This is a genomic window from Puniceicoccaceae bacterium (assembly GCA_040224245.1).
Classification (GTDB): domain Bacteria; phylum Verrucomicrobiota; class Verrucomicrobiia; order Opitutales; family JAFGAQ01; genus JAKSBQ01.
This window is the reverse complement of the sequence record JBEGIR010000003.1, coordinates 1-23,887: the sequence shown is the minus strand read 5'-3', so window position 1 is coordinate 23,887 and position 23,887 is coordinate 1. Positions and strand designations below refer to the sequence as shown.

Genomic DNA, 23,887 nt, shown 5'->3' with positions numbered 1-23,887 from the left:
GTCAGTGCAAATGATTCAGGATTTTGGATTCTCGAACTGGAACGACGCTCCGAATTCTCCCGAATTCGGCTACGCTTGACAGGGAGCTTGGGAGCGTGAGGAGGGAGAGTCCGGATTCTACCGATTTCGCTAGTGGAGGTGAAAAAAAGGTTTTGTGTCCCCGACCCGTCGGGGACATAAACGCTTTCTGGTGCTGTGTCACAGCGTTGTGTGGGCCAGTGGCCTTGTAGGTTGGCATTCGCCAGCCGATGTTACAAAATTCAATTGTTTGAATCATCAATGGTACAACAAATGCCCCTGCGGTGTCCAATGACTTTGGCCCAGCCAAGTTCCCCTATTTCAGGGGAGGGAATTCGTTCGTACCCCTGCATCATGCACCACTTCTTCCTTGTTCTCCTTTTCATGAGTTCCGCATCCCTCGTTGGAGAAACCGAAGGTCTGCGGGTCCACGCATCCAACCGCTACCTCGAAACGACCGAAGGTGAGCCGTTCTTCTGGCTGGCGGATACGGCCTGGGAACTCACCAACCGCCTTGAGTTGGACGAAGTCGCAACCTACCTCGACAACCGCGCGCAGAAGGGATTCACGGTCATCCTCACGAACGCGATTTCGCACTGGGCGTTCCAACGTCCCAACCCTAACGGCGATTTTCCCTTTGAAGACCCTGAATCGCTCGTTCCTGTGGAATCGTACTTCGCGCGACTTGATCAAGTCCTCGCGATGATCGCCGAACGCGGATTTGTGATCGCGCTCCTTCCCACTTGGGGAGACAAGTTTTACCAACACAAGGGTGCGGGGCCAGAGGTATTCAACGGAGACAACTCAGCTCCCTACACGCGTTTCCTTGCCAAGCGCTATCGACACCTGCCCATCGTTTGGGTGCTCGGCGGTGACCGCATCCCGCGGACCGATATGCACTACGCAGTGATCGACGCGATGGCTGAGGGTATCCGCGAGATTGTCGGGGACCGACAGTTGATCACCTACCATCCGTGGGGGAATCAAGGTTCTGACAATTTTTTCCACCATCGCAAGTGGCTCGACTTCAACATGGTGCAATCCGGTCACTACGCTCCCGATCCCCTGGGCTTTCAACTCATCGAACGCGCCTACGTCCGCACACCACTCAAACCAGTGATTGAAGCCGAACCGTGCTACGAAGACCATCCCATCCATTTCGATCCCGCCAACGGTTGGTTCACCGACTTCGAACCACGGCGCGCCGCCTACTGGGCGCTGCTTTCGGGTTCAGCTGGTCACTCGTACGGGCATCACAGCGTGTGGCAGTTCTACAGCGACGCGGAAGAGCCTGTCTCGTCTGCCCGAACGGAGTGGATACAGGCTCTCGACTATCCCGGTGCCCATCAAATGACGGTTCTGCGTCGTTTCTATGAGGAACTGCCGTGGTGGCGACTCCAACCCCGTCAGGAGCTTCTCGAAACAGACCTGCCCCACCCCGGTGCGACTCCCCGCTTCGCCCTCGATTCCAAGGGCGCACACGCCCTGGCCTATTCCCCCTACGGCATGCCCTTTTCACTCAATTTGAACGAACTTGCCGGAAGATCCTTTGAAGCCGAGTGGGTCAACCCCAAAACCGGGCATCGCATTGCACTGAATCAATTTGCGGCTGGAAATGAGTCCCTTCTTTTTGATCCTCCCTTCGACATCGCACGCGGCAATGACTGGATCCTGCACCTGCGCGCAACCCCATAGGCCCATCCGACTCGGCGGTGCGGACGACTCGCTTTTCTGCGTTGTTTTTTGCCAAAAATTGATAGCGGGCTAAGGTCCGCATGCTTCCGAATGCGGTTACGGGAGCGTCAGGAGGCCTGGGGGGTTGACGCCCATCGAACGGGTCCAGGTCCACGTTCTCGTGAATGCGGTCAGGGCCATCGAACCCGTCCGTAGAGGGAGAGTGACAGGTGACGCTCTGTGTGGCGTTCCTTGAGCGCAAGTTCCCCGATGTCGATCTGAGCACCCCTGCGCCGGAGGGGTTCGAGCAGGTTGGCAAGCGTCAGGGAGGAAGCCTCCAGATTGTACATGGTCAGCAGCACAAATTTCGGGCGATCACTGAGTACGGCTGCACACAGGTCGAGCAGCTCGGCAATGGCATCAATCTTCCACAACTGCCCCCTCGGTCCGCGACCAAAACTGGGAGGATCGAGCAGGATGCCTTCGTACACGCTGCCGCGACGCGCCTCTCGCTTGAGGTAGGTCACCACATCCTCCACAATCCAACGGATCGGTGCATCCGCTAGGCCACTGAGTTCCGCATTCGCACGCGCCATGCGAACCGCAGGATCGCTCGCATCAACGTGAGTGACTTTGGCTCCAGCCTTGGCAGCGACAAGGCTGGCCGAACCCGTATAGGCGAAAAGATTTGCAACTCGGTCGCCCGCTTGAGTTTGCTCCCGTATCCACCGCCAGTGCGGTTCCTGCTCAGGAAAGAGTCCGAGATGCTTGGATTTCTGCCACATGCGCAACTTGAAGCGGATGCCCTGCTCCCATTCGAGGGTCTGCGGGCGGAAGGGTTGAGTCCAGTTCTCACCGGCATCGCAAACTGCAGTAGCCTGCTTCCAGAGTTCCGGATCGTGTGGACGCCAGAGGGCTTTGGGTTCGGGTCGTTCGACAAGGGTAGACCCCCAGCGTTCAAGCTTGCGCCCATCACCACTGTCGATGAGTTCAAATTCGCGCCAGTCGGCGCGCTGTACCGGAATTTGCATGAGTGTGTTCTCAGAGTTCAAGGATCTGTTGCAGCACAGGCAGCAGGGTTGACGGCTGTAGGTCATGGGCGATGAACTCCGTTCCCAGATCCACCAGTCGGTCGGTTCGGCGTCCAGTTCCCACAAAAGGAATCTCCAGTTGTTGACAGGCCCGATGATCCCAGGGGCCGTCGCCAACATAAACGGCATCTACAATGCGATATCCGGCGCGCTCAACCACGGTGGCAATGATTTCGCTGCGGACTGCTGCATCCGAGCTGGAGGCATACGGCAGTCCCTTGATGTCGAGTTCAGCGGATGCGAGTTTAAACTGGCTGCTCTCTTTGAAATCTCCCGTCGCAATGGCCACATCAAAGATCGGGGTGCGCCGCAGCAGTTCGAGAATTTCCACCGCTCCGGGCTTGGGTTGAAAAACTGATCCTTTGAATGGAGCTGCACGGCGCAGGTTTTCCAGATACAGTTTGCGCACGCGTTGCTCAACCTTCTCCGTCCAGTCGGTTCCCGTAACCTCCGCAACACGCCGAATGATCGCCCTGCCGGTGATCTCGTGCATACCCTCCCAGAAGTCTGCATCAGGGTGAAACCCGAACACCTCAAACAGGGCTGCATCAAAGCTGGGCCAATCCTGCTCTTCTCCCCCTATCAGGGTTCCATCCACATCAAATACAATGAGCATGCCTCCCTGCCTACACCGCAATGCTTGCGCTGGAAAGTCAAAAGCAGTGCCGGGCAACACTCACGCAAATGTAAAAACGACCTTCACCACGCGGAAATGCGTGTAAAAGAAAAATGAAGAAAGTTCGGAATTTTTAAAGACGGTGTAAACTTTCGCTTTTTACAATTAACGAAATGTAAAAACCGGGGTGAAGACAGAATTTATGGATGTAAAATCCGTTCTTTAAGGTGTCGCTGATAACTCTGATTGAAGCACCTCACATGAACACTTTCGCAAAAAACCTGTCCCGCATCGCACTGCTCGTCCTCGCAGCCAGCTGCGTCCTCTCGTCTGCCAACGCAATCAACGTTAAGCCAGAGGGCCGCGACTACCAAATCACCCGGATCAGCGGGAACAGCATGCTGCCCACACTCAAGGGTGGTGAAACCGCTGTGGTCTACAAGGCTTATCCGTTTAAGAAGCTGCGCATTGGTGATGTGGTCATCATCGAAAGCGAAAAGGGATACAGTGTGATTCACCGCATCGTTCGTCGCCACCGTGGCGGCACCTGGATCACTCAGGGCGACAACAATCGCCACGAAGACCGCGAAGTTCTCAAGTCATCCAATTTTGGTGGATTGGCACTGGTGGATGAATCCATGGTTCGCTACCAAAACTACCTCGCCAGCATCACTCCCGATACGGAAGTTGAGGAAACCACTCGCGTGGCTCGCGCTGATACGACTGAAACCAGCCGTTTCGACCGCCTTCGCAAGCTCTGATATTTTTCTCTCGCTCTTATTTGCGACCGACTGAAAGAAAAGACAAAGTAAGACAATCAATCAGACAGAAGCGTGTGTTCCGGGACAGAACACACGCTTTTTTTTGTGAAATTTCCATTGAGCCTAAAATCGGAACACTCCATCGTCAGCCTATGGAATTTGCGAAATATCACGCGCTTGGAAACGACTATCTGGTGAAGGATCCTTCACTGACCAAAACTGAGCTGGATGAAGCATCCATCCGCAAGATCTGTCACCGCAACTACGGGCTGGGGTCGGACGGCATTCTGCTGGGACCCCTGTTTTCGGAACTGGCGGACTTCAAGCTGCGCATCTTCAATCCCGACGGTAGTGAAGCCGAAAAAAGCGGCAATGGGTTGCGCATTTTCTGTCGCTATCTGTTCGACCGTGGGCTGGTGAAGGAAGATCACGACTTCACCGTGGAAACACTCGGGGGGGTGGTGCGGGCACAAGTCTTTGATCATGGAAACCGCATCAAGGTCGGAATGGGGCAAGCGATATTTAAGGCGGGGCAAATTCCGGTGAACACGGAGACTCCGGACCAGGAGGTCATGCAGTATCCACTCGAGATCGATGGTCAGCGCTATGAGATTTGCTGTGTTTCCGTGGGAAATCCCCACTGCGTGATCCCACTCGATACGATTTCATCCGAACTGGCGCACCGCATCGGACCCAAGGTGGAAAACCACGCCCTCTTTCCAAAGCGCATCAACATGCAGTTGCTCAAGGTCATTGATCGCAACAACATCCAGATCGAAATATGGGAGCGGGGTGCAGGCTACACCCTTGCGTCAGGGACCAGCAGTTGTGCAGCATCGGTGATTGCACACAAGATGGGATGGTGTGATGGATCCATCACAGTTCACGCGCCCGGGGGAACGCTCTCCATTGAGATTGCACAGGGCTACGATCTGACGATGACCGGACCCGTTACCCAGGTTGGGAAATTTCACCTCTCCAGAGAGGTGTTGGAACAAAACATCCCGGCATAAGAAGTGTTGGACAGCCCGGTAGTCTCTTTCTCAATCGGGCAAGTATCATAGCCATCAGGCATTTCAACTTCGCCATTGCAGCTTCGCTGCACAGCGCGTCAGCTTGTTCCACCTAACCGCATCTTATCCGACACCGTTCGTCCTAAAGGACTCTCTTGATCCGGCTGCGCCGGAGCAGGATACACGTCGTCCCTCCGTGTAGCAGGTTCAAAAAACAATCTCTTTTGTTCCGATAGGGGAATTTGGAAAAATTTCGACCCCTGGACACTCGAATACCTCAACGGTTCGACCTTTCCCAGCAACAGGTTCAAGAACCACCCACAAAAACCCTGTTGAGCGCAGCGCATCCTGTTGGGCTGGCTCCGCCAGTCCATCCAGTGAAGCACAGCTGAACGATGTTCCAGCCTCAGCAGCGCATCAGGAGTTACTCAGAATCTGTTTCAGACTCAACTCCATCGAGATATCCATCTCAAGGCGGTCCATACGCCACAGTGCCATTTCAAAAATGGATGTCAGCGTGGGGTCTTCGCTGTCAGGTGCACGAAGCGTCTTTTGTTCCTCTGCAATGCGACGATAGGTTTCGATGGCCTTCGGACCCATATCCAGCTTCTCAAAACTGAGGCCAATCTGGTAGAGCACCGGCCACGTCCAGCTCGGATTGTCCGAAATGTCAACCATCGCCTGATAGATGGTCAGCGCATCCATGTAATTTCCGTCTTGATAGAATTGGTTCGCCAGTCGATTTCCCGTGCGTTTCTTCCAGTACAGCCATGCTGCAGGATGGGTTTCGATCTTTGATACTTCTGCGGTCAGCAACTCCAGTGTCTCCCGCATGGCGGACTTGGGATCTTTCAGTCGAATATAGGTTTCAGAAAGAAGGTATCTTGCCTCCGGAGCCATATCGCTTTCAGGAAAATCCTGCAGGAAAGCACGCAAACTGGGAACTGCTTCACTGAAATCACCTGACAAATAGAGAGTGTAGGCATATTTGAACAAAACACTCTGCCGGTCCTGCTCGACCAGTTCGATGCGCAACAGGCGCCGGAAGAACTTGGATGCCTGTTCATAGGAACCCAGCTGGAAAAAGGTCTCAGCAATTTCGAGTTGAGCGCGATGAGAGACTTCCTGATAATCCTTAAGTTCCTCGACGGGCACACTGAGGGCCGCATTCAAGACGTTGTAGAACTTCGCAAGTGCAGTATTGGTCACTCCTGCATCCCGATACATGCGCCCCAGTTTGAGGTAGAGCTTTGGAACCTCAGGATCTCTGGGAAATTCGAGGATGAACTTTTCGTAGAGCGCAATCAGCCGGGAGTTGCTGTTTTGCTTTTCATAGATTCCTCCAAGGGTCAGCAACAGGCGCCGTTGATAGTCCTCCCCGATCTCCATTTCGAGAAACTTAACCAACTCCTCTTCATCTCGTGTTGCCAGTGCATTGTCGAGACGGGATCGCAGGCGCGCATCCTTTTCCAGGATTGACTGCTCAACCTCCACCTTTAACTCGCTCCCCAGTGAGATCGGTTCTTTCGGCGACGAAAATGGGTGGTCGAGTTCTTGCTGCGCAACTTGATCCATGAACGACAGTCCCTCTTCAATGCCTGCTTGCGCTTCCAATAGATCCGACCGCTCGCCTTGAGCCTGAACAAATGGAACATACCCCACGATGGCAAACCACCCCATCAACAGGAGAACCCTGCATCGGTGAATATTACAGCACATTGGAGTCCGTATGATTGAAAATGGATACATGATTCGAAAGATAACGATTCCCTTCACTGCCTGCGAATCTCAAAACGCGCACGGCTACCCTGGCGAATGACAGAACTTTGATTATCAGTCTGCGGGATGCGGAACGAAACCCGACCTTCGGTATCGTGGAGATCGCGAACAGGCGTTGTCAAAACCGGTTGGGTAAACAGCTCCATCAAGCGTCGATAAGTCTCAGCGGAATCATCCAGAGCTGCAGCTTCCTGTGGATTTGAGGATGATTCTCGCCGTTCTCCCGCCTGCGCCTGCAGTTCATCCTCGAGCGATTCGGAAGCATCCAGTTGTTGGTCTGACGAATCCGCTCCCTCCCGAGAGGAGTTGCCAGCTATTGCAGATTCAGATGGAGATGATTCGTAGAGATCCGGAGATGCCGGGTCACCCATGATGAGCTGCCAGATCGCATCATCCAAGGGTTGAATTTCCCGCTTTTGCTCAGCCTCCACAACCACGCGTGAGGGTCCTTTTTCCTGCAAATATCCTTTCCATCCGGGATATACGGGGATCTCCTCAATCTCTTCCGATTCGAGTTCTGCACCCATCTCAGACTCTACCTTCCATCGTTCCCTTCGTACGATTTGGAACGCACTCTGGTTCTGTTTTGCAGGAGCTGTGGGTGCCCGAAAGGCCAACCCCGACTCCGTCGGATCCAGTCCAAGGCCACTGGCTGTTGCATGAGGTGAACCCACGCAGATGAGCAACAGTCCGGCCCAGAGGGATCGCAGCAGGGATGCCCCGTGGGAAGCACGGGCGGGAACTTGACGGACTGTAGGCGACAACTTCATTCCAGAATGCAAAAAACGTTTCAACCCTCAACTAATCGGATGCCTGTGCAAAATCGTTAGGAGAAACTCAGGTTTTCCTCTGGTTTCATGAGATTTTTATGCCTGAAACGTTGGAGTCGCCGCCAACTTCCGTGCATACATCAGACCTCACCAGCTGCCAAAGTCCGGCTGACCCGTTCTGTGATTCTCCAGCAGGTCCTCCAGGGTATGGATGTCGGGTTCGGTCACACGATCATCATTGAAGCGCTCTGCGGTGATATTCCATGGATCACCATAGTCGTGAAGGCACTGACTGGTTTGGGCCCACACCGCATACGGAACCGAAAGGGCTTCACCACCAGGCAGACTCCGGGCAAGGTCGACAGCGCGATCAATCACCACAGGATCACACTGCGGAAAATTGATATTATAGTTCACATGCACCTCACACGGATGCTGCGCCACGATGTGCTGAAATACCGGAATGCTCGGAACTCCATCCCCCGCCAGCTCCTCAGGTCGACGCAACAGCACCACTCCCATGTCAGCTACAGTACGGGCGATCAACTCGCTCTCGGTCGAAACCACCACCACATCCACGCATTGACAGCGCAGCAGTTTTTCCACTCCCAGGCGCACCAGGGGGACTCCCCGGTAGGGCAGAAGGTTTTTGTAAGGAAGCCGCTTACTCCCCAATCGCGCAATAATCGATCCGACAACCATGATGAGTCTGCTTTCATTCCTACGGCACCATCGGCTCCAAGTAAAGCGTGTTGCACTGCCCGGACTGGTTACCCAAGCCATTTTTTCGATTGCGCCCAGCCAAGCTTTGCCAACGATGAAGGCAGGGGCTTGCCTAAAGTAATGAAAATACACACCCCGCAAATCCCCACCCAATCATCGAATCTGATATGAATAAATTCCTGCACACCCGCATCCGCGTCAGCAATCTGGAGCAATCCGTTGATTTCTACTGCAACGGTTTTGGTTTCATGGTCTACAAACGCAATGACCGCTCCCCTGCTGGCAACCAGATCGTGCACCTGCGACTGCCCGGTAACGATCACATGCTTGAGCTGACCTATTCCCCCGACTACAAGGTCGCAGTGCCCGAAGACCTGATGCACACCGCCATCGGGGTTCCCAATATCATCAGTTTCTGCGAACGACTGGAGGAGAAGGGCATTGAGGTCTGGCCCGACGGATGGCGCGAAACGTTTGAGAATCCGGAAAAACGCATGGCTTTTGTTACCGATCCGGATGGATATGAAGTGGAGATTCTCGAGAAACGATAACCTCCAACTCCATTCCCGGCAGCCGATCTTTCACCCATTCGTCCCGATTCCCGTGCGATGAATTCCGAGCTGTCTCAAAATCTTCAGGCACTCGCCAAGCGCTTTCCCTCGGTCATCGAGGAACTCAAGGCATACGCAGCTGAACCTGCATCAACCGCAGAATTTGAAGCCTTTCTCCATCGTGTTTATGCCAATCCTGCAGACATTGACGCTTGGGCCGGGCAGGTTCGCGAAACCCCTCATCGCGTCTGGGTGACAGGTGGCTTGGGTGACGGTTCTCACCTCCGAAAACTGCTCTTGGAGCTGCCCTCCAGCAGCCGCATCTGTGTGCTCGAAGCAGAGACCGGACTGTTGTTACAGTTACTGCAGCGACAGGATGTAAGCGATCTGCTGTCCCATCCGCGCTTCATCCTTCTCACCCCTTTTTCCTACCGCGACGTCATCCAGCGTCTCAATCTCGAACTGGTCGGCATCCAGAGCGCCGCACAACTGCGCTTTGCCCCGCTGCATGAACGCAACGCAGGACTCTATCAGAACCTCACCGAAGCCGTCATGCGACAGTTGACGATCCGCTGGAATCAGCTGCGCACGGATATCAGCCATGCCGAACAAGTGTTTTCCAATACCTTGCAGAACCTTGCTCAACATCAGCTCGGTATCGAAATCACAGCGATGCGCGGTATCTTTCAGGGTCGCGCAATGGTGCTCGTCGGCGCAGGACCTTCCCTCGACGAATCCTTCGATTTCCTTCGAGCCGCCCAGGGGCGAGCGTGCATCGCAGTGGTCAATTCAGCCTATCGCGCCGTCACCCGTCAGGGAATTCGCCCCGACATCACAGTTGCCGTCGATCCCCATGAGGGCACCTTTCGCGGCTACGAGCACACTCAGACCGACCACCCTTTCCTCGTCAGTGCCTATGTGGTTTACCCCAAAGTGCCCGAACTCTTCTCGGATCGGGTCATTCCCCTGTCCAGCTACAATGCAGTGATGACGCTGCTGCGTCGCGTGCTCAAGCTCCCCGAAGAGCCGGGCATCGTGGGGGATGGCACCGTCTCCTGCACGGTGGTTAATCTCGCCGCCTACCTCGGATGCAACGAAGTCTATCTCGTCGGACAGGACATGGCGATTCGTGCAGACGGACAGGCCCACGTCTCCGACAGTTTTTACTCCGATGACGCTGACAATCACATCGAACCCGCCAGTTGCGAATGGCTTCCCGGAAACGAGGGTCATCCGGTTCCCGTGGAAAAAAAGCTGCATGCCTACCTTCGCATCTTCGAAAATCTCGTCAGTCACTACGCAGGGCTTCGCTTCCACAATCTGGCCCGCACGGGTGCTCGCATCCATGGAGCACCCTACGTGCCGATGGAGCAGGCGATTCAGCAGGTTCAGGCATTGCCGCAGCACCACTTCCACACCGAACTCAGCGCGCGCGCAGAACGTGCCCGCCTACCCGCTCCAGTCTTCGAAGCAGTGAAGAGGGTATTTTTCAAATACGATCAATTTCTCGAAAACTTCCTGAAGGCAACCTTGTCCTTTGCAGTCGAAGGGGAGCAGTGGGTGATGCAGGGAAATGCAACTGCACCCGTGCAGTCCCTGCAGGCCAAACGCCAGCAAATATTGGACTTGATGCAACAAAACCCTCTGTTCGCAACGCTACTGGGAGAGGGTCGGACCAAAACGGAATACCATGACTTCATCTGCGCCGAAGAACCCTGGAAACTCATCAACGACCCCACCGCCACCATCCCGGAGATGCTTCCCCAGGTGTGGGCGTTTGTCGAAGGTGCGGTGTTTCAACGCGATCTGATTCAAACCCATTTGCTCGCACCCCGTCAGGCACAATCCTAAGACTCCGTCCTTTTTCGAACCTGCTCCTGCCATACCCCGCGCACCGCTGCCTGCCAACTACGCGCAAAACGCGCTCCATCTGTCAGTCCACTCAGGCGCATCGCCTCACGCGCGGTCGTCCGGAAATCTTTGCGCTGCGCTGCGTCTTCGATCAACCGCAATGCGGCCTGCACAAAACCACGACGGTCCGATGCCACCCATTCTGATCGACCCAGCTGGCGCAGAATGGACGCACCGACCCGCGAGGCAGGCTCCACTCCACAGCGCGTCACCACCGGCACCCCCATCCACAGGCTCTCAAACGTGGTCGTGGTTCCAGCGTACGGATAGGTATCAAGTGCGATGTCCATTTGCTGGTATCCCTCCAGATGCTCGCGGGTCGAAGGTGTGCGCGCCCACAGTTCCAAGCGCTCCGCCGCGACGCCCAGTGCTTGAAATTGTTGCCGTATCTCATCGCAGGCCTGCGCATCCTGGTAGCAGCGCGATTTGAGCAACAGGCGCGCGGTCGGAGCCGCATTCAAAACCTCAGCCCACATTTCCACAGTCTCCCTGCTGAGCTTCGCGCGGTGATTGAAACAGCCGAGGGTGGGTCCGGGATGTTCAGTCCGGACTGCTACCGGGGGCATCTCAGACTCAGACAGAGGAGGATGGTAGGCATGGCAGCCCGCATTCAAACGGAGCGGGCGGGATCCCTTCCATGGACAAGATTCGGAAGGGGGACAAATGATGGCATCTGTCATCCAAAAATCGATCTCGGGATTCCCCGTCGGTCCGGGATATCCCAACCAGCTGAGCTGAACGGGCGCTGCACGCTTTGCAAAAACTGCCATGCGGTGATAGGCACTGTGCCCGGACAGATCCACCAACACGTCCACACGACTCCGGCGAATCTGCTGGAGCACGCGCTCATCCGATGCTTCGTGAATATCCACCCACGCATCCACTTGAGAGCGCAGAATCTCCGTCATCTCATCCGTATCGGGATGATTCGAAAAACAGGTGACTTCAAACTGCTCACGGTCGAGGTTCCGCAGCAATGCCAGCAGAAAAAACGCAACCGAATGCCAGCGAAAATCTCCAGATACCCATCCCACGTGCAGTCGCCGGTCGGCATCCCAGCGATGCCGCCAGGTCGGTTCCTGAGCGGGTGCAAGGCGTTGCCCCCACTGCTCGTGAATCTGCCAGCATGGGCGACCGGGTTCAGCCTCCCGGTAACACTGCGTCATCAGATAATTGCTCCAGATCCAATCGGCATCGGGTCCGCCCTCCGCAAACCTGAGGGCCTGATCGTAGGCCTGAAGTGCCGCATCGATCTGTCCACGTTCCCGCTCCGCATTCCCCAGGTTTGCCCAGGCAGCAGCAACAGCAGGTGCTCGCGCAATCACCTCCTGCAACTGACTGACCGACTCTGTCACCTTTCCGGCTCGCAGGGCATCCAGCGCAAGCTGCATCTGTTCACGCAACTCCATCACGACAGTACAAAAAGGGATTTCGGATCAACGGACTCCGTATCAAGATCCACCACCCGGTCAAAACGCATCTGGTGGCGAAACCACTTGTTTTGTTTCTTGGCGAGTTTCAGCGTATTCTGATTGATCGCTGCTTCCAATCCATCCCGATCCATCTCACCCCGCAGATGTGCCAGGCACTCGCGGTAACCGATCGACTGAGCCGCACTGGGATTGGCTTCGAATCCCATCCCTTTCAAGTGCTGTACTTCGGCAATCAGCCCTGCCTCGAGCATCTCCCGTGTACGCAGTGAAATGCGCTGCTGCAGGGAAGGCAGTGAGCGCTGCAACAGGACACACTGAACTTCAAACTCCGCAAATGGATACGGAGCGACACTCGCCTGCTGGCGCAACTCAGCCACACCCTTGCCAGTTGCCAGGCAACGTTTGAGCGCGGGAACAACCCGCCTTTCGTTGCAGGTGTCAATCAGATCCCAATCGTGGGGCGCCACCTCGCGCAGCGCATCCACAAGTGCTCCCAGGCCGCCCTGTGCCCGTATGGCTTCCACCTGCTGGTGTATCCCGTCCGGAATCACAATCGCATCCACAACCGGTTGCACAAAGCCCTTGAGATAAAACCCACTGCCGCCAGTCACCAACACCCGTCTCCCCCTGCCCAGAATGTCCGCGACCGCTTCTGCCGCACGCTCGAGAAAGGCCCCAAGACTGTAGCGTTCTGAGGGTTCGACCAGATCGATACAGTGGTGGGGTACACGTGCTTGTTCGGCCAGGCTCGGTTTTGCGGTGCCAATGTCCATGCCCCTGTAGCACAACAGGGAATCGCAACTGACAATTTCCGCATTTGCCTGCACTGCCCAGTCCAGCGAAAGCTGTGTCTTGCCCACTGCCGTGGGTCCAGTCAGAATGTAAAGCACGTCCCTCAAGATTCTTCAAAAACAGTGCATTTTACACGGCACCGCAATCGTTTATCCGACGGATTGCTATCGGGAAATATCTTGTCGACAAGCATCCCGTGCTCAGAACAATAGCGCAAATGGAATCCCGCTGATGTGTGCGGGCCAACGCAACCCGACTTGCACATCGGCATGAAGCTCTCACTCATCACCGAAACTTTTCCACCCGAAATCAACGGGGTTGCACGCACCTTGTTTAATCTGGTGACGGGATTGAGTGAGCGCGGTCATGACATTCAGGTCATCCGCCCGAAGCTCAAGGAGACGGAGTATTCCGACCAGGGTAATTTTCCGCGTTTCGAGCAGATCCACGTCCACAGCATTCCGTTGCCCGGTTACAGTGGGCTGCGCATGGGGCTGCCCAGCGCCAACCGCGTCAAACGCATCTGGAAAAAAAACCGCCCCGATGTTGTCTACATCGCCACCGAAGGGCCACTTGGCTACTCGGCACTCTGGACTGCGAAGTCTCTCAAGCTGCCCACCACGAGTGGATTTCACACCAATTTCCAGCAGTACATGATGCACTACAATCTCGGGTTGCTGAAGGACCCGGCGGAACTGTATCTCAAGGACTTCCACAACCGCACACTGGCAACTTTCGTACCAACCGAAGACACACGGGACCAGCTCTTTGAGATGGGTTTCAAAAACCTCAAACTGATGGGACGAGGCGTCGATACCTATTTGTTTGACCCCACCAAACGGGATGATGCGCTGCGTCAGTCGTGGGGAGCGGGTCCCCACGACCCGGTCTGTCTGTATGTGGGTCGCATCGCATCCGAAAAAAACATGAAACTGTTCTTTCGGACCGTTCGGGATCTGCGCAAGGAATTCCCCAACATCCCTGCAGTTGTGGTCGGGGATGGCCCCGAACGCAAAACCTACGAATCCGACAACAAGAGTTTCATTTTCGCAGGCATGAAAAAGGGAGAGGAACTCGCCCGCTACTATGCTTCTGCAGATGTGTTCATATTCCCAAGCCAAACGGAAACCTTTGGCAATGTGGTGACCGAAGCCCTTGCGAGTGGACTGGCAGTAGTCGCCTTTAACTACGCCGCACCGCGACTGTTTGTGACCTCCGGTATCAACGGCTACCTCGCTCCAATGGACGACAAACAGGCCTTTATTGAGGCCGCCCGCAAGGTCATTGGTCTGGGCGAACGTCTGGGGCAGATGAAAACCGCCTCGCGCAAGGCCGCACTCGATGCCTCCTGGGATCGCGTGGTTGAGCATTTTGAACGGGATATTTTTGAGATCCTGGAACAGGCCAAGGCTTCCGGAAAGTTCGATTGATCCGACCAACGGCACCCTCGCAGCTCCACTACACCTGCTGCGTTTCCTCCACAGGATGATGATACTGGGAGAACTGCCTCCAGGCTTCATCACCGATATAGCGACGCATGATGTGCGGGTCAGCCTGCTCCATGTCCACCAAAATCAGTCCGTCGACGACATCGCTGAACTTGGGGTCGCGATTGAAGCTTAGCATGACGCCGTTGAGCTTGAGGTAGTGTTTGAGCAGGACCGGCACGCCTTTGCGGTCAAACTCGATCTCGGAAATCATCGCTGAAATGTCGTCCAGAGAATCTGCGGGTTCGTGCATGGACTCCATGAATAGGGCGCGCAGGCGATTGGAGCGGTGTGGCTTTCGCGCTCTCACCATCTTGGAAAGCGTCGGATGAAAGCGGTTTTCCCGGAGGAACTGCACCATGAGGTCTTTGGAAATCGAGCTGTACTCAGCGGTGATCGATACCGGTCCAAAGAGCCGGGAATACTTGGGATGTCTGCCAATAAAGGTGCCAATCCCCCGCCACAGTATGGAGAGCGTCGCCTGTTTGCGCTGATACTCGATGCGCACAAAGGAGCGCCCCAGTTCGATGGCAGGATTCAGTTCCTCAAGGAACTCGTCTTTCAGCTTGAACAAGGTCGTGGTGTAGAGGCCCCGTTTCCCGTAATGTGAAAGTATTTCGTCCGTGAGTCCCATGCGATAGGCTCCCACAATCTCGCGCTCCTTACGGTTCCAGATGAACAGGTGCAGGTAGTGCGCATCAAACTCATCGAGATCAATCGATTGCCCGGTCCCCTCTCCAATCTCACGGAAGGTGACCTCGCGCAGCCGCCCGATTTCGCGGAGCGTATGGGGGATTTCCCTGGCACGGGCGATGCGGACATCAAATTCACCATTTGTGAGCAGCAATGACGCACCCGGCAAAGCTGCAATTTCCGATTGCATCCATTCAGGATCGATCGCATTCACGATTGGCAGTGGCGAAGCAGCCTTGCGCAGCTTCACCAGAGGAAAGCGTCGGATTTTTTCCTGTCCCGGCTCCATTTTGCGATCACGGAGAACGTAGGAGTTCACCCGAAGAAACTGGGTTGCCTCCTGCAAGTCCTCAAACGCGCGCAGCCGTGCAGGCGTGATCGCCTTACCAATGCGCACATGGATGGTTTTCCCTTTCAGCCGCTGCAACTCCCGCGGCAACAGGAGTGTGCGCAACATCGGATGAATCAGCCCCGCAACCTGAAACTTCAGGGAATTGCGTCCCGGGAAATACAGGGGCAGCACGGTAGCGCCTGTACGTTGGGCCATGCTGGTGATGTGCGGATTCCAGGCCGGATCCACGACCTGCATGTGGCGCAGGGTGAAGTGCGAGACGACTCCGGATGGAAACGTCGCGATGCACCCTCCGCTTTCCAGCCACCGAAGTGCCTGCTTCATCGACTTGAAGTTTCGTCGCGATGCCTCCGAACCTCCAAAAACATTCACTCCAAACATGAACGGGCGAATCGGCTCCATGTGAGCGAGCAGCTCATTTGCGAGCAAGCGTGCATCGGGTCGCGCCTGGGTCATGACCGCACCCAGTACCAGTCCGTCCACTCCTCCAAAGGGGTGATTGCCCACCACCATCATCGGACCCGTCTGGGGAACTTTGCGGAGGTCCGACTCTGAAATTTCATAGTTGATCTCGAGATAGCGCAGCACCGCCACGAAAAAATTCGTATCCCCAAGTTCACCCGCTTCATATTGCTGAAGGAACGTAGCATAATCGTGGTTGAGCAGGTCGATCCCGAACAAGCGCTGCAACCAGCGCATCAGGGGCCGCATCCAGCGCCAGGCTGGACGATCCTCAATGACCGCCTCGAGATCAATCAGGGGTTGTGTCGGCATAGACTAGGCGTATGATTCTTCGAGGTGCTCGTCATCTTCACCAGGGCGCGGCCCACTGTACTTACGCCAACGGGGATCAGAAACGCAGCACCGCATGTGACCCAAAAGTATGGAGCAAGCCTCACCAGATTCAATCCTTATCGAGCAACTTCCGTTCGATTGCCTGCACCCGGATGTTCAACAGGCACTACGCTCCCTGACCCGGTCGGACAAGCACATCGGCATTGCCTGCTCGGGAGGTGCCGACTCCGTCTTTCTGCTTCGCTGGATTCTCGCAATCCTTCCAGAACTGCGAACCCGCTTGCGAGTGCTGCATTTTGACCACCAGCTTCGCGGGGAGGCATCCACAACAGATGCCCGCTTTGTACAGCAGATCTGCAAGCAGCATGGACTGATCTGCGAAGTGGGGAGGCACCCGTCAGACAGGCAAGCGCCCCCTTCGATTCACAGGGATGAAGCGACGCTTCGCAAGGAGCGGTTTGCTTTTTTCTCCAGCCAGGCATCACGGCATTCACTTGAACTGATCTTGACCGCTCACCACCAGAATGACCGCGTGGAGTCCCTGCTGATGCGGCTGAGTCGCGGCAGCGCTCTGGATGGCCTGATCGCCCCCAAGCCCGTGCAGCACTTCCGCAATGGGCTGCACATCGCAAGACCCCTGCTCCATCTCGACAAGGAACACATCCGCAACTGCCTGCAACACATCGGTCAGCCATGGAGGGAGGATGCATCCAATGCCAGCACACGCTTCTATCGAAACTTTGTGCGAAACGAGCTGCTGCCCCGCTGGCAGCAATACTCCGGACCGACACTGATGCAACAGCTCTCCACCAGCCTGCATTTCCTGGAAGAAGATGCCAACTGCCTCGATGATCTGTGTACGAGGACTCTGGCATCCGTGAACCTCCAGCAACGCCAATTTCCCATCCACGCCCTGCAGGACCAGGGGCGCGCGATCCTGCGTCGCTGTGTTCGTCGCTGGCTGCAGGAACACCCCGGTGCAGCCGATTGCAGCCACTGGCACGTGGAGCGCGTGCTGCAGTTGCAACCCTGCGAACGCATGCAACTCAACCAGGCATGGGAAGTGGTGCTTCGGCGCGATGGCTGGCTCGAGCTGCAATCAACCACCCCCTGCCACCCGTTTGCCCCCCTGCAGTTTGCGCTTGGACCGGGTGACCAACTCTGCTTTCCCGACGGAAACTGCCTGAAGTGTGAACGAATTCCGTTCACCCCAGCTCTATATCAACAGATCCTGGACGGAATTGACGACCCGTTCTCCCAGGTTCACCTGCAGGTTGGGGCCATCAAGAAAGGCTTTACCCTGCAAGTGAAATTCTGGCAGGACGGAATGCGCTACCGACCGCTGGGGTCTCCATACAACCAGAAGCTCCATGCATGTTTTATCAACCGAAAGATTCCCAAAGCACTGCGCAGACGACTCCCGATCGTGTGCGACGCACACGGGAACGTGCTGTGGGCACCTGGCCTCATACCCGCTGAAATCGCCCGTGTGAAGCCCGATTCGAATGACCTTCTTAGGTTGACTTACCCATGGAGTTAACCTTGTTTCACGATTTGACCAACAAGGAATGAAAGACCGCCTACCCAAAAAACCCGGCAACCAGCCCAACAATCGAAAACCAAATGACCGTATGATCGAACCCAAGGTTCTGATCATCTGGCTGGTCATCCTTGGCGTCTTTCTCGCGTTTGCTACCATCGGAAATTCCGTCAACTCCAGCGTGGTTCAACTTTCCGTGCCCGAAGTTGTGAAAATGGCATCCCGGGATGAAATTGCATCCGGTTCCATTGTCAATGATCCCCGTGGTGGCGAGGCATGGTACAAAATTGATGGCACCCTGCGTCCTTCTGTGGATGCCGCAGTGGAATCGGGCAGCGCAAATCGCTTTGTAGCAGAAGGCCGCGTTACCCCCGAAGATTTTGAAGTCCTTCGCGACAAACTCGTCGAGAAGCGCGCCAACAACTGGGTCACCGATCTCGTGGGCAGCCTGCTCCCGATTCTGCTGATCGTGGGCATTCTCTATTTCATCTTTGTCCGACAGCTTCGCAACGCCGGTCGGGGCGCCATGACCTTTGGAAAATCCAAGGCGAAAATGCTGACGCGGGACAAGGACCGCGTGACCTTTCGCGATGTGGCTGGCTGCGAAGAGGCCAAGGAAGAGGTCAGCGAAATTGTGGATTTCCTCAAGGATCCCAAAAAATTTCAGAAGATCGGAGGCAAGATCCCCAAGGGCATCCTGATGGTTGGACCTCCGGGAACGGGTAAAACGCTGCTCGCCCGCGCCGTTGCGGGTGAAGCCGACGTGCCTTTTTTCTCGATCTCGGGTTCGGACTTTGTGGAAATGTTTGTCGGAGTGGGAGCCGCCCGCGTTCGCGACATGTTTGAGCAGGGTCGAAAGAACGCCCCATGTCTCATCTTTATCGACGAAATTGACGCCGTTGGGCGCCAGCGCGGTGCTGGACTCGGCGGAGGCAACGATGAGCGCGAGCAGACCCTCAACTCGCTGTTGGTGGAAATGGATGGATTTGATGGTCATGAGGGCGTCATCATCATCGCTGCCACCAACCGCCCGGATGTGCTCGACCAGGCCTTGTTGCGACCGGGGCGCTTTGACCGTCAGGTGACCATCGGCGTTCCCGATCTGTCCGGACGTGAAGCGATCCTCAAAGTTCACGCCAAAAAGATCAAAATTTCCAAAGATGTGGATTTGCACCGTGTTGCGCGATCCACCGTCGGATTTGCGGGTGCAGATCTCGCCAATCTTCTCAACGAAGCCGCATTGCTCGCCGCCCGCTATGGAAATCCTGAGGTCACCATGCGGGAAATTGAAGACGCGCATGACAAGATTCGCTTTGGCCGTGAACGCCGACAGCTGATGGATGATGAAGACAAGCGCATGACGGCCTATCACGAAGCGGGGCACGCCATCCTGCAGGTGCTGCTCAAGCCGCGCAAGGTCACGCTGCACAAGGTCACCATCCTCCCACGCGGTCGTGCACTGGGTCTCACCATGTACACTCCGGTGAAAGACATCCTTGGGGAAACCCGCTCCGAGATCCTCGATCATATCTGTGTGATCATGGGAGGGCGCATTGCCGAAGAACTGATCACCGGAGACTACAGCACCGGAGCTTCCATGGATCTGAAGCAGGCGACCAAATACGCGCGTCACATGGTCTGCGACTGGGGCATGAGCGATTTGGGTCCCGTCGTCTTTGGTGAAAACCAGGATCAGATCTTTTTGGGACGCGAAATCAACCGCACGCAGAATTATTCGGAAGAGACGGCGCGAAAGATCGACGAAGCCATTCACAAGATCAATCAGGGACAGTTTGAACGGGCACACGAGCTGATTGAAGCACACAAGGAATCGGTCATCAAACTTGCCGATGCGCTGCTTGAGCACGAAACACTCGAAGGAAAGCACGTTCAGGAAATCCTCGAATACGGCGAGATTCGCTCGGCAGTATTGCACACTCCTGTTCCAAATCTTGAAACGGATGCGGACGAAGCAGACGCGAAAAAGGAGAAGAAGGGTGCAAAAGACCCGGATGATGAACTGGGAAGTGACACCGCACCCGCCGGAGTTCCCGCCTGACGTCAGCTGTCTCGCAAGAGCTTCTTCCCATGCAATGCAGTGGCGTCATGCACGCCCGAACCATCGCCGATTCCACTTTCGAACATCACCCAGTACAAAACTATGCCGACGGTAGGTATGATTTCCCTCGGTTGTGCCAAGAACCTCATCGATTCCGAGATCATGATGGGGCACTTGAGCAAGGCCGGAATGACTTTGATTGATACGCCTGAGCAGGCGGATGCGTTGATCATCAACACGTGTTCCTTCATCGACAATGCGAAGAAGGAAAGCATCGATACCATTTTTGGAGCGGTACAGGATCGCAGTCGCCAGCGACGAAACCACCGTCAGAAGCTGATCGTAGCGGGTTGCCTCTCCCAGCGCTTCAAGGAGGAGTTGCCCAAACTCATGCCCGAGATCGACGCTTTCGTAGGGCTTGATCAGCTGGAGCAAATCCCCGAGATCCTGTCGCGCGCGCTGGGTCCAGCCCTGCTCGCCGAACGTGATTTTGTCACACGCAAGCCGCGCTACATCCCCGATTGGGATACTCCGCGCCTGCGCCTTACCCCGCACCACACGGCCTACATCAAAATCGCAGAGGGCTGTAACCATCCTTGCAGTTTCTGCATCATCCCCAAAATCCGGGGCCAACACCGGAGTCGAACCATCGAATCGGTCGTCAAGGAAGCCCGCATCCTCGTGCGTCAAGGCGTGAAGGAACTCAATCTGATCTCACAGGATACGACTTACTTTGGAATGGACCGGTGGCAGGAGGCACGCCCCAATCCGCGCTCTCCAGTGGATTCGAGCAAAGGGGAATCCCTGGCAATGCTGCTGCAGGAACTCAACCAGATCGAAGGGGATTTCTGGATTCGCCTGCTCTACACTCACCCGGCCCACTGGAGCGATGAATTGATCGAAACCATCGCCAAGTGCGACAAAGTCGTCAATTACGTCGACATCCCGCTTCAACACATCTCGGACAACATGCTCACGCGGATGAAACGGGAAACCAGCGGAGACTACATCCGGGATCTCCTTCGCCGCATGCGTCGGGGCATTCCGGAACTTGCAATCCGCACGACGTTCATTGTCGGATTTCCGGGGGAGACTGACGCTGACTTCGAAGAACTGCTCGAGTTCATCGAAGAATTTCGCTTTGAACGCATGGGGGTATTTCAATACTCCCGGGAGGAGGGAACTCGCGCCTACAAGCTGGATCAACACATCCATCACATGCGCAAGAAGAAGCGTTGGAATGTCGCCATGCAACGGCAGGAACCGATCAGCGCGGACTACCATGATGACCAGATCGGGAAGCGCCTCAAGGTGCTCGTGGACAGTCCTGGAGTCGCCCGTTCCTATCGCGATGCACCCGAAATCGATGGCGTTGTTTTTGTCGATGAATCACTGCCTGTCGGGCAGTTCGCAGAGGTCGAGATCGAGGATGGATTTGGCTATGACCTGATCGCCAGGGGAGGAAAAATTCGCGAACTTGCCTGACTCCAGGCGATTCCGCATCCTGCGCTCACTCGACTCAGTTGAAAACCAGGAAGGCATGATTAGCCTGGAACGCTCGTGGCTAACAGCACGCTTACTGACAACGCCAAGTAACCCTTATGAAAAAGGGTTGCGTTTTGCGGTGCACAAGGGTTACAACAACAATGGTTCTAATTTTGTTGATTAATATTAGTAGCCTTTCTTATTCAAATCACTGCAATAACCCGATATGAGTGCAAGCGTTCCCGTCCTTTTCAACAATAACGTTCTGCGTGATGGTCACCAGTCTCTGGCTGCCACCCGCATGGCGACTGAGCACATGCTTCCCGTCTGTGAAATGCTCGATAACTGGGGCTTTGCTTCCTTGGAAACCTGGGGAGGTGCCACTATCGATGCGGGTTTGCGATTTCTGAATGAATGGCCCTTTGACCGTCTGGATGCACTCAAAAAGGCCTGTCCCAACACCAAGCACATGATGCTGCTGCGTGGGCAGAACATTGTTGCCTACGCACACCAACCCGACGACGTGGTCGAAGCGTTCATCCAGATGTCCGCCAAACACGGCATGGATATTTTTCGCATTTTTGATGCGCTCAATGACCCACGTAACATGCAATGTGCCATCGCTGCAGCCAATAAAGCGGGCAAGGAGGCACACGGTGTCATCTGTTACACCACCAGTCCCGTTCACAATGTCGAGGGCTTCATCAAGCTCGGCTGCGAACTCGAGGAAATGGGGGCGAGCACCATCGTCATCAAGGATATGGCAGGCCTGATTCCGCCGATGGAAGCCTATGCCATCGTCAAGGGGCTGAAGCAGAATGTAAAGGTGCCGGTCTGGATTCATACTCACGAAACGGCAGGGCTTGGTGCAACCACCTACTATGCAGCAGTCGAAGCGGGCGTTGACGCCATCGATCTCTCAGTGATTCCCTTTGCCAATGGAACAGGTCAGCCCGATGCCTTGCGCATGATCAATATCCTCAAGGGACATCCGCGCTGTCCAAAAATCAGCGATTCCCAGATTGAGGCTTTGAGCAAGGTGCGCGCTCACCTGACAAAAGTTTACGACGACCTGTCCAAATTTACCTCTCATCAAAACGAAATCGTTGATAGTGATGCCCTGCTCTATCAGGTGCCGGGTGGCATGCTGTCGAATTTCCGCTCTCAGCTGAAGGAGCAAAACATGGAAGACAAATTTGATGAGGTCTTCAATGAAGTGCCCATTGTGCGTAAGGCGTTGGGATGGATGCCGCTGGTCACCCCCACCTCTCAAATTGCGGGGAACCAGGCGTTCCTGAACGTGAAATTCGGAAGGTGGAAGAACCTCTCTCCCCAGGCACAGGACATTGCCTTGGGGTATTACGGACGCACTCCTGCACCGATCGACCCCGAAGTGCAGGCCATCGCCTCCAAGCAGTCGGGCCTCGAACCCATCACCTGTCGCCCAGTCGAATCCACAGCAGTGAAACGCAAGGGGATGGAGGATCTCCGTGCCGAACTGAAAGAAAAGGGATATCCCTGCGATGACGAACACTGCGTCATCTGGGCAATGTTCCCTGCTCAGGTTGAATCCTACTACAAGTCGCGAAACACGACACCCACTAGCCCTGCCGCTCCAGTTGATGCGTCATCACCTGCACCATCCATTCCGTCATTCACGGGTCGATCCGACATGGTGCTTTCCGTGGGTGGCACTCAATACAAAGTTTCGGTTGAAGAAGCCTGAACTCCGTTCAGACTGATCCCATGACCATTGTCACCAAAAAGGGGGATGGGGGGCACACATCGCTTCGATACGGCCGTCCTGTTTCCAAAACCGATGCACGTGTAGAAGCCTACGGAACCGTGGATGAACTGGGAAGCGCACTTGGCTTTGCCAAGGCATTGCTTCGTGAAGAACCCAAGACTACGGGATATGGCGAACTGCTCCATACCGTACAATCCCAGCTGCTCAGCGTTGGGGCGGATCTGGCGACCACTGCTGAAGACCATGCGTCACGCAACAAGGCACAGTTCAATCCGGCGTTTCTCGATTGGCTCGATGCCGAAATCGCAAAACTGGAAAAGATCGTTAAAATGAACGGATTTGTGCTGCCCGGTGCCAATCCGCCTTCCGGCTATGTGCACCTTGCGCGAACCGTGGCGCGACGCGCCGAACGCGAAGTCTTGCGATTGCTGCAGGTTGAAGAATGTGAGCAGGTCCGCAGCATGCTGCCTTATCTGAATCGACTCTCCGATTTCCTCTGGCTGCTCGGAGAACGGCTTGCACAATCCTAGTTCATTTCAGCAGATTACCCGTTTCAGACAAAACCCCCGGAACATTCCATTCCGGGGGTTTTTCACA

19 protein-coding genes are annotated in these 23,887 nt (G+C 55.4%); 11 read left to right on the top strand and 8 right to left on the bottom strand.

The genetic code is table 11. The annotated features are described in order from the left end of the window. Positions 1-402: 402 nt before the first annotated feature. Positions 403-1,713 carry a DUF4038 domain-containing protein gene (locus ABQ298_00415; protein ID MEQ9822828.1) on the top strand — a complete coding sequence of 437 codons (1,311 nt, stop codon included), beginning with the start codon at positions 403-405 and terminating at the stop codon, positions 1,711-1,713. A 170-nt stretch (positions 1,714-1,883) separates the two neighbouring features. Here the strand turns inward: ABQ298_00415 and ABQ298_00410 are convergent, their stop codons facing one another. Next, the gene (locus tag ABQ298_00410; protein ID MEQ9822827.1) at positions 1,884-2,744 is read right to left on the bottom strand and encodes a class I SAM-dependent methyltransferase; all 861 of its coding nucleotides are present in this window, start codon (positions 2,742-2,744) and stop codon (positions 1,884-1,886) included. Further along, complete coding sequence (locus ABQ298_00405; GenBank protein ID MEQ9822826.1) at positions 2,734-3,399, bottom strand: HAD family hydrolase; 666 nt, start codon at positions 3,397-3,399, stop codon at positions 2,734-2,736. Before ABQ298_00405 ends, ABQ298_00410 begins: the two co-directional genes overlap by 11 nt. A 260-nt stretch (positions 3,400-3,659) precedes the next feature. On the opposite strand from ABQ298_00405, the gene ABQ298_00400 reads away from it, so the two are divergent. Beyond that, complete coding sequence (locus tag ABQ298_00400; GenBank protein MEQ9822825.1) at positions 3,660-4,160, top strand: signal peptidase I; 501 nt, start codon at positions 3,660-3,662, stop codon at positions 4,158-4,160. 152 nt (positions 4,161-4,312) lie between these two features. After that, a complete protein-coding gene (dapF, locus tag ABQ298_00395; protein MEQ9822824.1) occupies positions 4,313-5,173 on the top strand; it encodes a diaminopimelate epimerase in 861 nt (286 codons plus the stop codon). Positions 5,174-5,590: 417 nt separating this feature from the next. On the opposite strand, the gene ABQ298_00390 is transcribed toward dapF, so the two are convergent. The 3 genes from ABQ298_00390 to ABQ298_00380 all read right to left on the bottom strand — a co-directional run bounded on the left by ABQ298_00390 (position 5,591) and on the right by ABQ298_00380 (position 8,424). Continuing rightward, complete coding sequence (locus ABQ298_00390; protein ID MEQ9822823.1) at positions 5,591-6,922, bottom strand: tetratricopeptide repeat protein; 1,332 nt, start codon at positions 6,920-6,922, stop codon at positions 5,591-5,593. Positions 6,923-6,945: 23 nt separating this feature from the next. Then, the gene (locus tag ABQ298_00385) at positions 6,946-7,722 is read right to left on the bottom strand and encodes a hypothetical protein (GenBank protein MEQ9822822.1); all 777 of its coding nucleotides are present in this window, start codon (positions 7,720-7,722) and stop codon (positions 6,946-6,948) included. A 147-nt stretch (positions 7,723-7,869) separates the two neighbouring features. Further along, positions 7,870-8,424 (bottom strand): hypothetical protein, encoded by a 555-nt coding sequence (locus ABQ298_00380; GenBank protein ID MEQ9822821.1) that lies wholly within the window; start codon positions 8,422-8,424, stop codon positions 7,870-7,872. A 188-nt stretch (positions 8,425-8,612) separates the two neighbouring features. Between ABQ298_00380 and ABQ298_00375 the strand changes: the two genes are divergently transcribed. Both ABQ298_00375 and ABQ298_00370 read left to right on the top strand, forming a co-directional pair. Continuing rightward, positions 8,613-8,996 (top strand): VOC family protein, encoded by a 384-nt coding sequence (locus tag ABQ298_00375; GenBank protein MEQ9822820.1) that lies wholly within the window; start codon positions 8,613-8,615, stop codon positions 8,994-8,996. A 57-nt stretch (positions 8,997-9,053) separates the two neighbouring features. Further along, positions 9,054-10,847 carry a 6-hydroxymethylpterin diphosphokinase MptE-like protein gene (locus ABQ298_00370; GenBank protein MEQ9822819.1) on the top strand — a complete coding sequence of 598 codons (1,794 nt, stop codon included), beginning with the start codon at positions 9,054-9,056 and terminating at the stop codon, positions 10,845-10,847. Here ABQ298_00370 and ABQ298_00365 read toward each other — a convergent pair. Both ABQ298_00365 and miaA read right to left on the bottom strand, forming a co-directional pair. Continuing rightward, positions 10,844-12,316, bottom strand: a complete 1,473-nt coding sequence (locus ABQ298_00365; protein MEQ9822818.1) for a tetratricopeptide repeat protein — start codon at positions 12,314-12,316, stop codon at positions 10,844-10,846. The two genes, ABQ298_00370 and ABQ298_00365, sit on opposite strands and share 4 nt — an antisense overlap. Beyond that, positions 12,316-13,230, bottom strand: coding sequence for a tRNA (adenosine(37)-N6)-dimethylallyltransferase MiaA (miaA, locus tag ABQ298_00360; GenBank protein MEQ9822817.1), 915 nt, complete (start codon positions 13,228-13,230; stop codon positions 12,316-12,318). The genes ABQ298_00365 and miaA overlap by 1 nt, the downstream gene beginning before the upstream one ends. 171 nt (positions 13,231-13,401) lie before the next feature. On the opposite strand from miaA, the gene ABQ298_00355 reads away from it, so the two are divergent. Then, positions 13,402-14,562, top strand: coding sequence for a glycosyltransferase family 1 protein (locus tag ABQ298_00355; GenBank protein ID MEQ9822816.1), 1,161 nt, complete (start codon positions 13,402-13,404; stop codon positions 14,560-14,562). Positions 14,563-14,590: 28 nt separating this feature from the next. Here ABQ298_00355 and ABQ298_00350 read toward each other — a convergent pair whose 3' ends face one another. After that, positions 14,591-16,438, bottom strand: a complete 1,848-nt coding sequence (locus ABQ298_00350; protein MEQ9822815.1) for a lysophospholipid acyltransferase family protein — start codon at positions 16,436-16,438, stop codon at positions 14,591-14,593. A gap of 109 nt (positions 16,439-16,547) precedes the next feature. Here ABQ298_00350 and tilS point away from each other — a divergent pair, with 109 nt between their 5' ends. From tilS to ABQ298_00325, 5 genes are all read left to right on the top strand, one after another. Further along, the gene (gene tilS, locus ABQ298_00345) at positions 16,548-17,999 is read left to right on the top strand and encodes a tRNA lysidine(34) synthetase TilS (protein MEQ9822814.1); all 1,452 of its coding nucleotides are present in this window, start codon (positions 16,548-16,550) and stop codon (positions 17,997-17,999) included. 28 nt (positions 18,000-18,027) lie between these two features. Further along, the gene (ftsH, locus tag ABQ298_00340) at positions 18,028-20,058 is read left to right on the top strand and encodes an ATP-dependent zinc metalloprotease FtsH (GenBank protein ID MEQ9822813.1); all 2,031 of its coding nucleotides are present in this window, start codon (positions 18,028-18,030) and stop codon (positions 20,056-20,058) included. Between the two features lie 102 nt (positions 20,059-20,160). Beyond that, the gene (gene rimO / locus ABQ298_00335; GenBank protein ID MEQ9822812.1) at positions 20,161-21,543 is read left to right on the top strand and encodes a 30S ribosomal protein S12 methylthiotransferase RimO; all 1,383 of its coding nucleotides are present in this window, start codon (positions 20,161-20,163) and stop codon (positions 21,541-21,543) included. 226 nt (positions 21,544-21,769) lie between these two features. Beyond that, positions 21,770-23,269 carry a pyruvate carboxylase subunit B gene (locus tag ABQ298_00330; protein MEQ9822811.1) on the top strand — a complete coding sequence of 500 codons (1,500 nt, stop codon included), beginning with the start codon at positions 21,770-21,772 and terminating at the stop codon, positions 23,267-23,269. 20 nt (positions 23,270-23,289) lie between these two features. Then, positions 23,290-23,820: a cob(I)yrinic acid a,c-diamide adenosyltransferase gene (locus tag ABQ298_00325; GenBank protein ID MEQ9822810.1), complete on the top strand. Its 531-nt coding sequence runs from the start codon at positions 23,290-23,292 to the stop codon at positions 23,818-23,820. Positions 23,821-23,887: the final 67 nt, after the last annotated feature.

Bases quoted from the DNA above. Each gene is read 5' to 3' on its own strand.
- ABQ298_00415 (MEQ9822828.1), top strand. From the start codon at position 403: ATGAGTTCCGCATCCCTCGTTGGAGAAACCGAAGGTCTGCGGGTCCAC.
- ABQ298_00405 (MEQ9822826.1), bottom strand. From the start codon at position 3,399: ATGCTCATTGTATTTGATGTGGATGGAACCCTGATAGGGGGAGAAGAG.
- ABQ298_00400 (MEQ9822825.1), top strand. From the start codon at position 3,660: ATGAACACTTTCGCAAAAAACCTGTCCCGCATCGCACTGCTCGTCCTC.
- dapF (MEQ9822824.1), top strand. From the start codon at position 4,313: ATGGAATTTGCGAAATATCACGCGCTTGGAAACGACTATCTGGTGAAG.
- ABQ298_00390 (MEQ9822823.1), bottom strand. From the start codon at position 6,922: ATGTATCCATTTTCAATCATACGGACTCCAATGTGCTGTAATATTCAC.
- ABQ298_00385 (MEQ9822822.1), bottom strand. From the start codon at position 7,722: ATGAAGTTGTCGCCTACAGTCCGTCAAGTTCCCGCCCGTGCTTCCCAC.
- ABQ298_00380 (MEQ9822821.1), bottom strand. From the start codon at position 8,424: ATGGTTGTCGGATCGATTATTGCGCGATTGGGGAGTAAGCGGCTTCCT.
- ABQ298_00375 (MEQ9822820.1), top strand. From the start codon at position 8,613: ATGAATAAATTCCTGCACACCCGCATCCGCGTCAGCAATCTGGAGCAA.
- ABQ298_00370 (MEQ9822819.1), top strand. From the start codon at position 9,054: ATGAATTCCGAGCTGTCTCAAAATCTTCAGGCACTCGCCAAGCGCTTT.
- ABQ298_00365 (MEQ9822818.1), bottom strand. From the start codon at position 12,316: ATGGAGTTGCGTGAACAGATGCAGCTTGCGCTGGATGCCCTGCGAGCC.
- ABQ298_00355 (MEQ9822816.1), top strand. From the start codon at position 13,402: ATGAAGCTCTCACTCATCACCGAAACTTTTCCACCCGAAATCAACGGG.
- ABQ298_00350 (MEQ9822815.1), bottom strand. From the start codon at position 16,438: ATGCCGACACAACCCCTGATTGATCTCGAGGCGGTCATTGAGGATCGT.
- tilS (MEQ9822814.1), top strand. From the start codon at position 16,548: ATGGAGCAAGCCTCACCAGATTCAATCCTTATCGAGCAACTTCCGTTC.
- ftsH (MEQ9822813.1), top strand. From the start codon at position 18,028: ATGAAAGACCGCCTACCCAAAAAACCCGGCAACCAGCCCAACAATCGA.
- rimO (MEQ9822812.1), top strand. From the start codon at position 20,161: ATGCCGACGGTAGGTATGATTTCCCTCGGTTGTGCCAAGAACCTCATC.
- ABQ298_00330 (MEQ9822811.1), top strand. From the start codon at position 21,770: ATGAGTGCAAGCGTTCCCGTCCTTTTCAACAATAACGTTCTGCGTGAT.
- ABQ298_00325 (MEQ9822810.1), top strand. From the start codon at position 23,290: ATGACCATTGTCACCAAAAAGGGGGATGGGGGGCACACATCGCTTCGA.